Raw genomic sequence first — 14605 nt, forward strand, 5'->3', positions numbered from 1 at the left:
CCGTGCCAACTCTGCGGAGAGGGGACGCAGAATGGAGATCACGTTCGGAATTCTCGGGCAGACAACGATGCGTATGCACGGGAATTTGAGCGTGAGGTGGACCCACAGGCGCGAACGCAACGTCGTCGCCGCGCTGCTGACCCAGCCGGGCCGGCGGATGTCGATCGACACCTTGGTCACCTGGGCCTGGAACGACGACGAAGTCCGGCCGCGCGCACCGAGAGGCGCGCTCTACAAGTGTGTCGCGCGGATCCGTCAAGCGCTGGACCAGGCGGGCGCGCCCGCGAAGATCGTCGCGATCAGCGGCGGGTACCAGCTCGAGATCGACCCTGAGCTGATCGATTTCCACGCCTTCCGCTCGGCGATGCGGCGTGCGCACGAACTGAGTGACCAGGACGAGCACCGTGAAGCGTGCGAAGCGGCTCGCGCGGCGCTGGCGTTGTGGCGCGACGAACCGCTCGCCGGGATCACCTCCGAACCGGCGCAGAATTGGCGGACTTCCGTTACCGTCAATTACTGGATTCCCGCCAATACGTTCCTGCTCTCGGAGCTGCTCATCGTCGGGCGCCCGGACGAGGCCCTGCTGCTGCTCGACGAACTGAGCCGCGAGTACGCCACCGAACTCTGGTTCGCCAAGCTGCGTCTGCAGGCGCTCACCGCCGTCGGCCGCTACGCAGCGCGCAACGAGTACTACGTCGACATGTATCGGTATTTCCGCAAGACCGGCGACGACCAGGCCGCCGAGGACCTCCGTGCGCTGCAGGACCACCTTCGGGCGCCCGAGCCCCTTCCCGCGGGCACGGACCCGGGCCCGGCCGATCGGCCTTACCTTGTGCCCTTGCGTGAACTGCCACGCGACGTGTCCGGTTTCACCGGCCGCGCCGACATCCTCGCGGACCTCGACGCCGCGTTGACCCCCGCCGGCGCGGCGTTCGTGCCGACCGTCGTCGCGGTGACGGGTCCCCCAGGCGTCGGCAAGACCAGCACGGTCGTGCATTGGGCCACGCGGGCCGCAGCGCGCTTCCCTGGTGGCGTCATGGTGATCGACCTGCACGGGGTGGGTCCCGCGCCGCGGGTCGAGTCCGCCGACGTCGTCGGCGCGCTCCTGTCCGCGCTGAACTACCCCGTCGACCAGATCGTCGGCGCGGCCGGGCGGGCCGCCCGGCTGCGCAGTCTCCTGAGTGATCGGCCGATGCTGGTCGTCCTGGACAACGCCGAGGACACCGCGCACGTCGAGCCGCTGCTCGGTGTCCTGTCCGACTGCGCGGTGATCATCACCGCGCGGCGGCGGCTGAAAGCCCTCGTCCGGCGTCACCAGTGCCCGACGCTCACCCTCGCCCCGCTTTCCCGCGAGATGTCGGCCGAGTTGCTCCGCCGGCGGCTGGGCGACCGGTCGGTGCGCGAACCGGAGGCGGTCGCGAACCTGGCGCTGCTGTGCAACGGGTTTCCCCTGGCCCTGACCATCGTCGCCGAACGGGCCGCCAGCCGGGCGGGCAGCCGGTTGCAGACCATCGTCGAGCAGGTCAGCGACCCCGACACCCTGCTGACGATCAGCGATGACGGCGACGGCGAGGAGATGAACCTGTTCTTGGCGTTCTCCTGGTCCTACCAGTGCCTTGAATCGGCCGCGCAGGAGGCTTTCCGGGTGTTCGGCCTGCATCCAGGCCCCGAGGCCGGCGTCGAGGTACTGGCTTCGGCGGCCGGTGTCTCGGTGGCGGCCGGCCGGCGGGCACTGGACCTGCTCGTCGCGGCTCATCTCGTCCAGCAACCCGGCGACGGCGACCGCTACCGCATTCACGACCTGTTCCACCACTTCGCCCGGGCCCTGAACACGCCGGGCGTGCCGGTCGATGGGCCGCGCCGGCGGATGGTCTCCTACTATCTGCACACCGCCCACAACGCGCACCGGATCGTCCACCCGCACGGGATCGGACCGAAGATGCCGCCTGTCGAACCGGGCTGCCGGCCCGACCGGTTCACGGATCCCCTCGCCGCGATGCGCTGGTGCCTGCGTGAGCGCGCGAACCTCACCGCGATGGTCGGCTACGCGGCCGAACACGGCCTGCACGAGCTCGCCTGGCGGTTCCCGCACGTCACCGGTGGGATCCTGAACCGCTTCGGGTACTTCGACGACATCATCGCGGGCCTGGCTGTCGCCGCGCGGTCCGCCGCCGCGTTGGGAAACGAGCTCGCTCGCATGGCTTGCCTGAACGATCTCGGCTACATCCACCTGCTGACCGGCCGCGACGCGATCGCGGAGACCCACTTGCGGCAGGCTCTCGAACTCGCGACGGCGCACGACGTCCCGTTCGCCGTGCTCACCGTCAAGCTCAACATGGGGCACCGCCACCGGCATGCCGGCCGGCTCGGTCAGGCGGCAGCGTTGTACGAGGAATGCGCCCTCGCCGCCCACGAGATCGGTGACATGGAGCGGCAGGCCAAAGCGGAGCACAACCTGGCCAAGACCTTGGCCGAGCTCGACCGGCCGTATCGCGCGCTCGAGCACCTGCAGCAGGCCCTGCTCCTGCGTCGTGAGCTCGACGACGCGTCGGGTCTGGTCGAAACGCATACCGAACTGGTCGGCGTCCACACCGATCTCGCCGAGTTCGGTCCGGCACACGCGCACTGCCGTGAGGCACTCCCGCTGCTGGCCAAAGTGCGTGATCTGTCGGCGGTAATGCGGCTCCACACCGCGCGGGCCAACCTGGCACTTGCCGAAGGCCGGCTCGACGACGCACTGCGATTCGCCAGGGAAGCGGTGGTCTTCGCTGAGCGGTCGCATACCGCCACTGGAGAAGCGCGGGCGCTGACCGCTCTCGGGTCTGTCCTGGCGCGTCGCGGCGACCTGGAACCAGCGCGGACCGCTTGGAACCGCGCCGCGGGGCTGTACCGTGACCGGGAGCGCCACCGCCGGGCCGAGCGGGTCGAGTGGCTCTTGGCCGACCTCGGCGTCGCGCCCGACGCGCCCGACGCGCCCGACGTCCCGGCCTCCCGGGTCAGCGACGAGGACACGATCTCCCTTCCTGCCCCACCCCGTCGTCACTCCTCATAGCGCACTAAAGTGTGAATCACTGAACGTTCGTGGGCTCTCACTAGCTGTCGGTGGGCGAACGTGCAGGTGTTGCCCACTGTCGAGTGGGTCGCAGCCTCGAAGGAATTTACGGACACGACTGTAAGTAACTGGATCTTCGTAAGAGGCTTGCGCTGGGCTCTTCCTTGCCTTAATCTCCGCGTCAACAGAGGATTGCTCTTTCGTCCTCGCCTGAATGTTTCGCGTATGTGGTGAATTTCGAGAGGAAGTAGATGTTCCACTGGTTCTGGTTTTGGTGCTAGTGAGTTCGAGGTGCCCAGCGGCGCTGGGCACCTCGGCCCCTCGGCTACTGTGACGGAAGAGTCGGCCCAGGGGACAGGCGGTGAACATGGACTCGACCAGGTGGCTCATCGTTGTCCGCCACGCCAAGTCGGACTGGTCGCACGACCTTCCCGACCACGAACGCCCGCTATCGCCTCGTGGGCTTCGTGATGCGCCGAGGCTCGGCCGCTGGCTCGCCGAAGCCGGGCACGTTCCCGACCTGGTCTTCTGTTCCACCGCCCGCCGGACCAGGGAGACCTGCCAGTACGTCACCGGCGAACTTCCCGCCGCGCCGGCCGTCAGGTACGACGAAGACCTCTACGGCGCCGACGTCCCCGATCTGCTGAACGCCGTACGTCGGACGCCGCCCGGAGTCGCCACCCTCGCTCTCATCGCGCACGAGCCCGGTGTCGGCGAGCTGACCCTGCACCTCGCCGGCGAGGGCGAGGACACTCGGGACGTCCAGGCCAAGTTCCCCACGGGTGCCGCCGCCGTGCTCGAGACCACCGATGGCTGGGACGCGCTCACGAAAGCCCGGCTCGTCGCCTTCTTCCGGCCGCGCGACTAGATTCCTGACGACGACGGCGAAAGGGCCCGGCCGCGCCGCCGGGCCCTTTCCGTGAATCGGGCCCGGGAATTCAGACCCCGGCGACCTGGGAAATCCAGCTGCGATAACGCGTGACGTTCGTGTACGCGGTGTTGTTCGACCGGTCGCTGGTCGAAGCGACGCCGACCTGGCGGCCGGAGGCGAACATCGGGCCGCCCGAGTCGCAGCTACGTGCAGTTCCCGTACTGTTCCGCGCTCGACCCACGGAGGGGAGGCGGCGTGACTGCGGCGACGCTCAGACCGCGACCTTCGCCGGGGCGGTCCGGCGCAGCCAGTACAGCCCGATGACCGGCAGCACCAGTGGGATGAACAGGTAGCCCTCGCCGTAGACCGACCAGACGGTCGGGTGGCGGAACGCGGCCGCGTCGACGAGGCTCAGCGTGCCGATGGTCAGGACGCCCAGCAGCTCGATCGAGCAGGCCGCGAGGGCCACGCGCCACCAGCCGTCACCGCGCCGGGCGAGCGCGATCGTCGCCACGATGTAGACGACCGCGGCGAACGCCGAGAGCAGGTAGGCCAGCGGGGCTTCGTGGAACTTCGTGCTGATCTGGACGCCCGCCCGCGACGTCGCCGCCAGCGCGAAGATCGCGTACACGGCGACGAGCACCCGTCCGGGGCCGCCGGCCGTCCTACGCTGTCGCTCCACTCCACACCTCGTTCAGTCGCAGCACCATCACCGGGATGGCCAAGCAGGCGATGCCGAGCACCGCCGTGCTCGACCGGCTCCGCTCGGCCAGCGCCCAGGCGGCGCCGACCGGCAGCACGACCAGGCTGCCGATCAGGTAGGCCAGGTAGGTCGCCAGGCTGCCGGGCTTGTCGCCGCCGGCGAGCAGCACGATCCCGATCACCAGCTGGACCACCAGCAGCAGTTCGAGCACCGTGAGCGCGACCAAGAGCGGGTTGTCGGGCAGCCGGTTGCGAGCCGTCTGGACGAAGCTCCAAAGCGCGACGAGCGTGGCAGCCACGGCGACCGTCACGGCGAATCCGAAGATCACGCGTTCCTCCTTCCGGTCCGCCGGGCGCCAACTTACTCCGTGGAACCGGCGGGGCCGTCCGCCGAGGGGGCCGGGGCGTGACGCGGGCCATCCGGCCCGGTGGTGGTCACGGGGCCAGGGCCGATCGGAGAGAGTGATCACGAGCCGGGCTTTGATGGCATTCTGCCAATGCGGTGGGATGCCGGAAGAACCTTCGTGTTACCCCTCTACAGGGTGGTGGCTGCCGCCGGGGAAGCACTCTGGGTTCGACTACTGGGCGGTAAGCGACGTTTTTGCCTACCTCGGATAGCCCAGTTGAAACCCCGGCTTGGCGGATTTGCTCAGACGCGGCCGGTATGAGGGAATATTCCTCATCCTGGCGCCGCGACGTGCCGGGATCGTACGGAGGGGGAATCTCGGATGGATCCGCGCTATGAAGCTTTTTGCTTCGCCGACCCGTGGTTCTACGACGAACAACCGGAAACCGGCGCGCCGATCGACGATTTCGCCACGGCGCTGCCGCTGCCGGCCGCCGGCTGGGGCGGCGCCGACCGCGGCGGCTGGCGCGTGCTGCGCCCCGAAGGTCGCGCTCTGCCCGGCCAGGGGTGGAAAATCCACGTTTCCGCCGGTCCGGACAACGCCCGCCGCGTACTCGTGCCAGTGCACGAGTACTGCGTCGAGCACCGGATCCCCTACAAGCACCTCCGCTCGGCGTTGACGCTGCTCGCGCGGAATTCGAAATACGCGCCGCGAGACGGCGGCGCCAAGCTGGTGACCATTTACCCGGCCGACGACAACGAACTGGAGCGAGTTCTCGAAGACCTGTCGGCGCGGCTGGAAGGCGAGCACGGCGCGGATATCCCGGGCGACCTGCGATACGGCGACGGACCACTCTACGTCCGTTACGGCGGATTCGGCGAACAGTGGATCGAACACGGCGGCCGCCGCGTCCCGGCGATCCGCAAGCCGGACGGCAGAATCGTGCCCGACAAGCGGGAGCCGACGTTCTCCGTTCCCGGCTGGGTCAAGATTCCGGCCTGTTTGCGGAGCAGCATCGCCGCGCGCAAGAGCGGCGACTCGACCCGGTTCCCCTACCGGATCACGAGTTCCCCGCGCCTTTCGAACGGCGGCGGCGTCCACCTCGCCGACCCCGAGGCGGGCGGCGACCAGGTCGTCCTCAAGGAGGCCCGGCCGTACGCCGGCCTCGACCCGGCGCGGATCGACGCCGTCGAACGGCTGCGCCGCGAGCACGAGGTGCTCGACCGGCTGGCCGGTGTCCCCGGCGTGCCGCGGGCCTTCGAGCGCTTCACCGTCCGGGAGCACCACTACCTGGCCATGGAGCACATGCCGGGCAACTCGCTGGACACCTGGTTGACCCGCCACTACCCGCTGACCAGGAAGGATGCGAGCGACGCGGACCTCGCCGACTACGCCAGGCGCGCGCTGGACGTGGTCGCCCGGGTCGAGAAGACGATGGAGGCCGTCCACGCCCGCGGCATCGTCTTCGGCGGCCTGTGCCCGCGGAACATCCTGATCGACGAGGACCACGACGACCGGATCTCGCTGATCGGCTTCGAGACGGCCTTCGACGTCGAGTCCGGCGGCCACCCGGCGCTCGCTGCGCCCGGGTTCCGCGCCCCGGCCGACCGCACCGGCTTCGAGATCGACGAGCACGCCGTCGCCGCGTTGCGGCTGTGGCTGTTCCTGCCGCTTTTCCCGTTGACGGAGCTCGCCCCGGCGAAGCTGCGGGGCATCGCCGGCTTCGTCGGACGCCGGTTCGCGCTGCCCGAGGGGTACGTCGACGCCGCAGTCGCGGTGCTGGCTCCGCGTGCCGCCTCCGGGGAGCCGGCACCGATCCACACCGGGCTCGACCAAGAGAAACCGGACTGGCCGCTGGTCCGCAAGCAGATCGCCGAGGCCATTCTGGCCGGCGCGACGCCCCAGCGGCAGGACCGGTTGTTCCCCGGCGACATCGAGCAGTTCCGGGTCGGCGGCGCCTGCTTCGGCGTCGGTGCCGCGGGCGTGCTGCACGCCCTCGAGGTCATCGGCGCCGGCCGGTTTCCCGAGCACGAGCGCTGGCTGCTCGAGTCGGTCCGCCGTGACCCGCCGGCCCGGCCCGGCTTCTACGACGGCAGCTACGGCATCGCCTACGTGCTGGAGAACTTCGGCTACCACGACGAGGCGAGCAAGCTGCTGGCGTCGTCCGCGCGGCTCGTCGAGCAGACGACCGACCATTCGCTGGAGCGCGGGCTGGCCGGCATCGGGCTGACCATGCTGCACTTCGCGACGGTCCGCCAGGACAACGAGTACGGCCGCCAGGCGCTGACCACGGCCGTCCGGCTGGCCGAGGCGCTGGAAACCGCGGCGCTGCCCGGGGATTCCGGCCGCGCCGGGCTGCTGTCCGGCTGGTCCGGGCCCGCGTTGCTGTTCGTCCGGCTCTTCGAGCGCACCGGCGAACCCACGTGGCTGTCCTTCGCCGACCAAGCACTGCGCCGTGACCTCGAAGAATGCGTCGAGGCCGGCGACGGGTCGCTGCGGGTCCGCGACGGCTCGGCCCGCACGCTGCCCTACGCCGGCATCGGCAGTGCCGGGATCCTCCTGGTCGCCGAGCAGCTGGCGCGGCACCGCCCGGACGCGGCCGCCGGCGAAAGCCGCCCCGGCCTGCGCGAAGCGTGCCGCGGCGAGTTCGTCACGCATCCCGGTCTGCTCCACGGCCGGTGCGGCCTGGCCGTGGCGCTGGGCTTGGACCCGGACCCCGCGGCGCCGACCCGGGCGGCGATCGACCGGCACCTGGCGTGGCTGGCCTGGTACGCGGTGCCGTTCAAGGGCGGCCTCGCCTTCCCCGGCCACCAGCTGCTGCGCCTGTCCATGGACGTCAAGACCGGCGGCGCGGGGATCCTCCTCGCCCTCGCCGCCCTCCTGGACGGCAAGGAGGCGCTGCCCTTCCTGGGCGGCATGCCGTCAGCCGGGCTGTAGTGCTTCCAGCGCCGCACGCAGCTTGCCGGAGACCGGCGTCGGCCGGCGTGTCTCGCGGTCCACGAAGACGTGCACGAAGTGTCCTTCCGCGACCAGGGACTCGTCGGCGGCGTACATCCCGATTTCGTAGCGCACGCTGGACTTCCCGAGGTGTGCCACGCGCAATCCCACCCGCAGCGAACCGGGAAAGGAAACCGACGAGTGGTACCCGCAGCGCGACTCGACGCACAGCCCGATCACCGTCCCGGTTTCGATGTCGAGGCCGCCCTGCTCGATCAGCCAGGTGTTGATCACGGTGTCCATCAACGAGTAGTGCACGACGTTGTTGACGTGCCCGTAGACGTCGTTGTCCTTCCAGCGCAACGGAATCGCCTGCCAGTGCGGATACCCGTTCACCACAGTGACACCGACTCGCGCAGGATGCCCGACAGGTCCTCCGCGGACGCCTCGCGCGGCGCGGTGGCCAGCAACCGTTGCTGCTTGAGGGTTCCCTCGACCAGCGAGTCCACATCGGACTCCGTGTAGCCGACCGCGCCGATGCCGTCCGGGATGCCGATCCGCCGCATCAGGTCGATCAGCACCGCGGGCAGGTGGTCGGCGAAGTCGCCGGGCCACTCGAAGTCGGGCGCCAGCAGGCGCGCGACGCGCAGGTGGCGGTCCGGGGCGGCGGCGAAGGTGAAGCGGAACGCGGCGGGTGCGGTCAGCGAGACGGCCATGCCGTGCGGCACCATGGGTTCTTCGCCCGGATAGCCGTCCGGGTGGAAGTCTCTGACCTGCCCGGCGATCGGGTACGCGTTCGCGTGCGGGATGTGCACGCCGGCGTTGCCGAACCCGAGCCCGGCGAACGTCGCGGCCAAGGCCATGGCCTCGCGCGCCTTGAAGTCGGCGCCGTCGCGGACCGCGGCGGGGAGGGCCCACGACAGCAGCCGCAGCGACTGCTCGGCGAACATGTCGGCCAGCGGGTTCGAGCCGCAGTACGGCACGCGCTGCTCCGGGCGCTTGCGCGCGAACTCGGTGTACGGCTTGGCGGTGTAGCTCTCCGCGGCGTGGCACAGGATGTCCATGCCGCTGGCGGCGGTGACGCCGGCCGGCTGGCTGACGGTCAGCCGCGGGTCGACGACGGCCAGGGTCGGGCGCAGCCGCAGGTGGCTGATCCCGCTCTTGACGCGCAGGGACAACACGTCCAGGACGCAGACCGTGGTGCTCTCGGACCCGGTGCCGGTGGTGGTGGGCACCGCGACCAGCGGCTTGAGCGGGCGGTCCGGGGCGCGGCCGCCGCCGACCGGCGCGTTGACGTAGTCCATCAGTTCGCCGTCGTTGCTGGTCAGCAGGTTCGCGGCCTTGGCGGTGTCGATGCTGGACCCGCCGCCGATGGCGACGAAGGCGTCGTACGGACCGGTTCCGCGCGCGAAGTCAACCGCCTTCTGCATGCTGACATCGGTGGGTTCGACGTGTACGCCGTCGAAGATCTCGGCCTCGATGCCGTAGCCCGCGATGCCGTCGGCGATGCGGCGCGGCCAGCCGGTCGCGGCCACCTGCGGGTCCGTCACGACGAGCACGCGGTGCACGCCGTACTGGGTCAGGTCGTAGCCGATTTCGTCGCTGGCGCCGGTGCCGTACTTCAACCCTGGTGCGCCATAGGTAAAAACTGTTTCATGTTCTGTGGTGGCCAAGTCCTCGCTCCCATGATCGGCGGTCGGTCAAAGCGGACATTCGGTCCATCCTTGCCGGGTTTCGGCGAAGATCACTTGACTGCACTGAACGGTGCCCGCCTAAGCTCTCCTCATTAGATACCAACTGGGAGCGACCGTCGCCCAGACGGCCGTGCGGATCCTGACCGAGGCGCGTGTCCGTCGCGTGTACGCGGCGGTCGGTGAGTCCTTCCTCGATCTGCTCGACGCGCTGCAGCGCGAGCGGGAGATCACGCTGGTCTCGGCGCGCCACGACGCGGGTGCGGCGTTCATGGCGGAGGCGGAGGGCAAGCTCACCGAGCGTCCCGCCGTGCTGCTCGCCAGCCGGGGCCCGAGCGCGGCGAGCCTGGCGATCGGCGTCCAGACGGCCTACCAGGACGAGACGCCGATGATCGTCCTGCTGGAGACGCCGGCGACCGAGCCGATGCCGTCGTCGTCCGGCGAACTGCCGACGTCGGACCTGACGGCCATGTTCGAGTCGATCGCCAAGTCGACACTGCGGGTGACCGACCCGGACGGCCTCCCCGCGCTGCTCGCGCACGCGCTGACCACCTCGCAGGAGGGCCGGCCGGGGCCGGTCGTGCTCGGCGTGCCCTGCGATGTCTGGGGCATGCCCTACGACGCGGCGAAGCCGATGGCGCGGGTCCGGCCGCCGGCTTCCGGCACACTGGGCCGTTCGGCGGACGCCGTGGCCCAGCTGGTGGACGAGGCCAAGTACCCGGTGGTCATCGTCGGCGGCCGGGCCCGGTCCGCGCGGGACGAGCTCATCCTGGTCGCCGACGAACTCGCGCTGCCCGTCTACAACGCCTTCCGGCGGCAGGACGCGTTCCCGGAGAACCACGCGCGCTACGCCGGTCACCTCGGGCTCGGCATCCCGGCCCGGCAGCTGGACGCGCTCGAGCGCGCCGACCTCGTCCTCGCGCTCGGCACCCAGCTCGACGAGGTGACGACCCAGGCCTACCGCTACCCGACGGCCCAGCAGACGCTGGTCATGGTCGGTACCGGCATCGACGTCAGCCCGAAGCGGCGAGGACTGACGTTTCGCGTCGACTCCGAGGTCGAGCCGTTCCTGCGGGAGCTGCGCGCGGTGGCTTCGCCGCGGACGAGGCGGGCTTCGGCGGCGAACGCGGCCGTCCACACCTTCATGACCCCGCCCGACACCAGCGGCAACACCCGGGTGCACCCGGTCGACGTCGTCCGCGCGCTGCGGAAGCTCGCGCCCGAGGACACCATCGTGACCAGCGACGCGGGCAACTTCGCGCAGTTCATGCACCGCTACTGGTGCTTCACGGCGCCGCGCAGCCAGCTCGGCCCGAGCAACGCCGCGATGGGCTACGCCGTGCCGGCCGCCGTGGCGGCGAAGCTGGTCGAGCCGCGGCGGACCGTGGTGGCCATGGCGGGGGACGCCGGTACGCTGATGACGGGGCAGGAAATCGAAACGGCCGTCCGGTACCGGGCGCCGGTGATGGTGGTGGTGTTCCAGAACGGCGTGCACGGCGCGCTCGCCATGCACCAGGCCCGCACACACGGCCGGCTCTCCGGGGTCTCCATCCCGCTGACCGACTTCGCTTCGTGGGCGCGTGGGCTGGGGGCGGCCGGGTACACGGTGGACGATCGCGAGGAGCTCGAGCCGATCATCGCCAGCGCGCTGGTGCGGCAGCGGCCGTGCGTCATCGACGTGCGCACGGACCCCGACGTCGTGACCCCGGACGTGCGGCTGTCGGCCCTGCTCGGCCAGGCCCGTCCGCAACCGCCCGCCCAGTAAGGGTTTCGGCCGGTTTCATTCGGAAAACGTCGGGAATGTCGTGTGGTAGCACGGCCTTGGCTCAGGTAGCCTGGCGGTGTTCCGGTGGTGGTTCGCCGCTGAACCGTTCCCGGCCGGGTCCCGGCGGGAGACAACCGGGTTTTCCGCCGGTGCCGCACGGCACCATCACGGTCATGACCCGCCGCAGCGGGCAGGGAACGAGGGGAGTTTCGACGTGACCGATCACCAGCACGCACGCGAACAAGCGCGGAAGTCCTCCGGTGTCGTACCGGTGCTGTTCAGCGCCAGCGCGGAGGCCCACGACGACGCCGTGGTCGCCGCGGAGCACGACACGGACTGGCGTTCGCCGTTCTCGGCGGAGGGTCTGCGACCGGCGAGTGGCGAATAGCTCACCCCTTCCGGGTGAAGACGGCTTGTCCGCCCTGGTCAAGGTGTGCTTTACTGCAGTTGGTCTTGATTTTTGTGTTCGTGTTGAGTCACGCTCGCAGATTTCAGCGGGCGTAGTGTCTCCTCGCCGAGGAAGCAAACCGCCCGGGTGTTGACCTGGGACGCCGAAGTGGCTTCCTGTTTTTTTGTGTTACAGCATGGAGATTTTGATGACTCAGGGCACTGTGAAGTGGTTCAACTCCGAGAAGGGGTTCGGCTTCATCACCCCCGACAACGGTGGCGGCGACGTCTTCGTTCACTACAGCGAGATCCAGGGTAACGGCTTCAAGAGCCTGGAAGAGAACGCTCGCGTCGAGTTCGAGATCGGCCAGGGCCAGAAGGGCCCGCAGGCCACGTCGGTCACCGTTATCTGACTTTGATCTTGGGAAAGGGTCGTCACCCGTTCAGGGTGACGGCCCTTTTCGTATGCTCCACACCATGATCGAGCACGGTTACCTCGTCTCCGGGATGAGCTGCGGCCACTGCGCCCAGTCGGTCACCGAAGAACTCACGTCCCTGCCCGGAGTGACCGGAGTGGCCGTCGACGTCCCGTCCGGCCGGGTGGTCGTGCGTGCGGAAGCCGCACTGGCCGAGGGCGACGTCCGCACCGCGGTCGAGGAGGCGGGCTTCACCTACGGGGGCACGGTCAGCCTGGTCCCGTAGCGGTTCCCGGTGTCCGGCCCCGGTTGGTTCTTAACTGTCGTCGTTGGACAGTCCACTGAAGATCGCCGGTGTGATCTTCGCCGCCTCGAGCACGCGCCCACGACGGTGATCCCGAGCGGACACTGCAACGCCCTGCAACCCTTCCGTGACCGCCCGACCGCGGAGTCTCCTGTTCTCCGGTGAGGTACCGGGAGGTCAGGTGGGTGAAACGGTGGCGGGGATCGTCGCGAACCCGGCTTCGGGGCGGGACATCCGCCGGCTGGTCGCACAGGCGTCGGTGTTCCCCACCGCGGAGAAGGCGAACATGGTCCAGCGGCTGCTGGCCGCGTTCGCGGTGACCGGGCTCGACCGGGCCCTGGTGTCGACCGATCTGGGTGGGATTTCCGCCACGGTCCGGCAAGCTCTCGGCCGGGGCGGCACCTGGCCGGCCGTCGGCTTCTGCGAAGACGACCCCCTCACCGGCACCGCCGCCGACACGACGAACGCGGTCCGCCGGATGGTCGAGGCCGGTGCCGGGGTCATCGTCGTCCTCGGCGGGGACGGGACCGCCCGCGTGGCCGCCGCGGCCTGCGAAGACGTGCCGATCCTCGCCCTCTCCACCGGGACCAACAACGCCTTCCCGCAGAAGCGGGAGGCGACCGTGGCCGGCCTGGCCGCCGGGCTGATCGCCACCGGGCAGATCGATCCCGACCTCGTCACCCACCGCGTCAGCGTGCTCGAGGTCGTCACGAAGGCACGCCGCGAGATCGCGCTCGTCGACGTCTGCGTGTCGCTGAGCAAGCACATCGGGGCGCGGGCGCTGTGGGATCCGACGTCGCTCACCGAGCTGTACTGCACCTTCGCCGAGCCGGACGGCATCGGCCTGTCGAGCGTGCCCGGCCAGCTCTGCCCGAGCCCGCGGTCGAGCCCGGACGGCGTCGCGCTGCAACTCGGGCCGGCCGGGGAGACGCCGTACGTCGTGCACGCGCCGATCGCGCCCGGGCTGGTGCGGCCGGTCGGCGTGCGCGCCTGGGGCGTCCTCAGGCCGGGCGTGCGGGTCGAGCTCGCCGCGGCCGGCGGCGTGATCGCGCTGGACGGCGAGCGCGAACTCGAGCTGAAGACCGGCGAGAGCGCTTTCGTCGAGCTCAAGCCGGACGGGCCGTGGTGCGTCGACGTCCGGGCGGCGATGGCGGAGGCGGCGCGGAAGGGGCTGTTGCGCGCCGAAACCGAGCTGGGGAAGGAGCGTCGAAGATGACGGACACCCTGCGGGAGGCGTATCGCGTGATGCGCACCATCCGGACCTTCGAAGAGCGGGTCCGCGAGGAGTTCGCGACCGGCGAAATCCCGGGGTTCGCGCACCTGTACGCCGGTGACGAAGCCTCGACCACCGGCGTCTGCCTCCACCTCGGCGACCGGGACGCGATCGCCGGCACCCACCGCGGCCACGGCCACTGCATCGCCAAGGGCGTCGACGTCAAGGCGATGATGGCCGAGATCTACGGCCGCCGGACCGGCTCCTGCCACGGCAAGGGCGGTTCGATGCACATCGCCGACCTCTCGAAGGGCTTGCTCGGCGCGAACGGCATCGTCGGCGGTGGCCCGCCGCTGATCTGCGGCACCGCGCTCGCCGCGAAGCAGCAGAACACCGGCGGTGTCGGCGTCGCGTTCTTCGGTGACGGCGCCGGCAACCGGGGGACGACCCTGGAGGCGCTGAACCTCGCCGCCGTCTGGAACCTGCCCGCGATCTTCGTCGCCGAAAACAACGGCTACGCCGAAGCGACGTCGAGCACCTGGTCCGTCGCGTCGGACAACATCGCCGACCGGGCCGCCGGGTTCGGCGTGCCGGGCGTGATCGTCGACGGATTCGACTTCTTCGCCGTGCACGAAGCCGCGGGCGAGGCGATCGGCCGTGCCCGCGAAGGCGGTGGCCCGACGCTGATCGAGGTCAGATCCACTCGTTTCTCCGTGGAGGCCGACGGCGACTGCCTCAAGCGGTTCCGCGCCCGCGTCATCGACAGCGGTGAGCTGTCCGAACCGGACTTCGACGACATCGACGCCGAAGTCGCGAAGCTCATCGAGGAGTCGGTCTCCGCGGCGAAAGCCGCGCCGAAACCCACGCTGAAGGACCTCGAAACCGACGTCTACGTCTCGTACTGACGGGAGCGCACGCCC

General features: G+C 70.0%; 13 protein-coding genes and 1 pseudogene. 9 read left to right on the forward strand and 5 right to left on the reverse strand.

The window, feature by feature from the left end; genetic code table 11:
* Positions 1–91 precede the first annotated feature (91 nt).
* Positions 92–3052, forward strand: a complete 2961-nt coding sequence (locus AB0M82_RS05970; RefSeq protein WP_364718104.1) for a BTAD domain-containing putative transcriptional regulator — start codon at positions 92–94, stop codon at positions 3050–3052.
* Positions 3053–3419: 367 nt separating this feature from the next.
* Positions 3420–3920 (forward strand): histidine phosphatase family protein, encoded by a 501-nt coding sequence (locus AB0M82_RS05975; protein ID WP_364718105.1) that lies wholly within the window; start codon positions 3420–3422, stop codon positions 3918–3920.
* Positions 3921–3990: 70 nt separating this feature from the next.
* Here the strand turns inward: AB0M82_RS05975 and AB0M82_RS05980 are convergent.
* The 3 genes and pseudogenes from AB0M82_RS05980 to AB0M82_RS05990 form a co-directional block, all read right to left on the reverse strand.
* Positions 3991–4122, reverse strand: a pseudogene (locus AB0M82_RS05980) (trypsin-like serine protease); the annotation flags it as partial.
* 72 nt (positions 4123–4194) lie between these two features.
* Positions 4195–4566, reverse strand: a complete 372-nt coding sequence (locus AB0M82_RS05985) for a hypothetical protein (protein WP_364718504.1) — start codon at positions 4564–4566, stop codon at positions 4195–4197.
* 22 nt (positions 4567–4588) lie between these two features.
* Entirely contained in the window at positions 4589–4954 is a 366-nt protein-coding gene (locus AB0M82_RS05990) for a hypothetical protein (protein WP_364718107.1), read from the reverse strand.
* 399 nt (positions 4955–5353) lie between these two features.
* Here AB0M82_RS05990 and lanKC point away from each other — a divergent pair, with 399 nt between their 5' ends.
* Positions 5354–7909: a class III lanthionine synthetase LanKC gene (lanKC, locus tag AB0M82_RS05995; RefSeq protein WP_364718108.1), complete on the forward strand. Its 2556-nt coding sequence runs from the start codon at positions 5354–5356 to the stop codon at positions 7907–7909.
* Here lanKC and AB0M82_RS06000 read toward each other — a convergent pair.
* Both AB0M82_RS06000 and AB0M82_RS06005 read right to left on the reverse strand, forming a co-directional pair.
* Positions 7895–8308, reverse strand: coding sequence for a thioesterase family protein (locus AB0M82_RS06000; protein WP_364718110.1), 414 nt, complete (start codon positions 8306–8308; stop codon positions 7895–7897). The two genes, lanKC and AB0M82_RS06000, sit on opposite strands and share 15 nt — an antisense overlap.
* Positions 8302–9582: a hydroxyacid-oxoacid transhydrogenase gene (locus AB0M82_RS06005; RefSeq protein WP_364718111.1), complete on the reverse strand. Its 1281-nt coding sequence runs from the start codon at positions 9580–9582 to the stop codon at positions 8302–8304. Before AB0M82_RS06005 ends, AB0M82_RS06000 begins: the two co-directional genes overlap by 7 nt.
* Before the next feature lie 124 nt (positions 9583–9706).
* Here AB0M82_RS06005 and AB0M82_RS06010 point away from each other — a divergent pair, with 124 nt between their 5' ends.
* The 6 genes from AB0M82_RS06010 (at position 9707) to AB0M82_RS06035 (ending at position 14590) form a co-directional block, all read left to right on the forward strand.
* Positions 9707–11365, forward strand: a complete 1659-nt coding sequence (locus AB0M82_RS06010) for a thiamine pyrophosphate-dependent enzyme (RefSeq protein WP_364718505.1) — start codon at positions 9707–9709, stop codon at positions 11363–11365.
* 214 nt (positions 11366–11579) lie between these two features.
* Positions 11580–11753: a hypothetical protein gene (locus AB0M82_RS06015; RefSeq protein ID WP_364718113.1), complete on the forward strand. Its 174-nt coding sequence runs from the start codon at positions 11580–11582 to the stop codon at positions 11751–11753.
* Between the two features lie 208 nt (positions 11754–11961).
* Positions 11962–12165 carry a cold-shock protein gene (locus AB0M82_RS06020; protein WP_013222289.1) on the forward strand — a complete coding sequence of 68 codons (204 nt, stop codon included), beginning with the start codon at positions 11962–11964 and terminating at the stop codon, positions 12163–12165.
* A 64-nt stretch (positions 12166–12229) separates the two neighbouring features.
* Positions 12230–12454, forward strand: coding sequence for a heavy-metal-associated domain-containing protein (locus tag AB0M82_RS06025; protein WP_364718114.1), 225 nt, complete (start codon positions 12230–12232; stop codon positions 12452–12454).
* Positions 12455–12653: 199 nt separating this feature from the next.
* Positions 12654–13688, forward strand: coding sequence for an NAD(+)/NADH kinase (locus AB0M82_RS06030; RefSeq protein WP_364718115.1), 1035 nt, complete (start codon positions 12654–12656; stop codon positions 13686–13688).
* Entirely contained in the window at positions 13685–14590 is a 906-nt protein-coding gene (locus AB0M82_RS06035) for a thiamine pyrophosphate-dependent dehydrogenase E1 component subunit alpha (RefSeq protein ID WP_364718117.1), read from the forward strand. The genes AB0M82_RS06030 and AB0M82_RS06035 overlap by 4 nt, the downstream gene beginning before the upstream one ends.
* Positions 14591–14605 lie beyond the last annotated feature (15 nt).

This window comes from Amycolatopsis sp. NPDC051128, from assembly GCF_040682715.1.
GTDB lineage: Bacteria > Actinomycetota > Actinomycetes > Mycobacteriales > Pseudonocardiaceae > Amycolatopsis.

What these genes read in the sequence shown, in the direction of transcription:
- AB0M82_RS05975 (WP_364718105.1), top strand. Translation starts at nt 3,420, where the DNA reads ATGGACTCGACCAGGTGGCTCATCGTTGTCCGCCACGCCAAGTCGGAC.
- lanKC (WP_364718108.1), top strand. Translation starts at nt 5,354, where the DNA reads ATGGATCCGCGCTATGAAGCTTTTTGCTTCGCCGACCCGTGGTTCTAC.
- AB0M82_RS06020 (WP_013222289.1), top strand. Translation starts at nt 11,962, where the DNA reads ATGACTCAGGGCACTGTGAAGTGGTTCAACTCCGAGAAGGGGTTCGGC.
- AB0M82_RS06025 (WP_364718114.1), top strand. Translation starts at nt 12,230, where the DNA reads ATGATCGAGCACGGTTACCTCGTCTCCGGGATGAGCTGCGGCCACTGC.
- AB0M82_RS06035 (WP_364718117.1), top strand. Translation starts at nt 13,685, where the DNA reads ATGACGGACACCCTGCGGGAGGCGTATCGCGTGATGCGCACCATCCGG.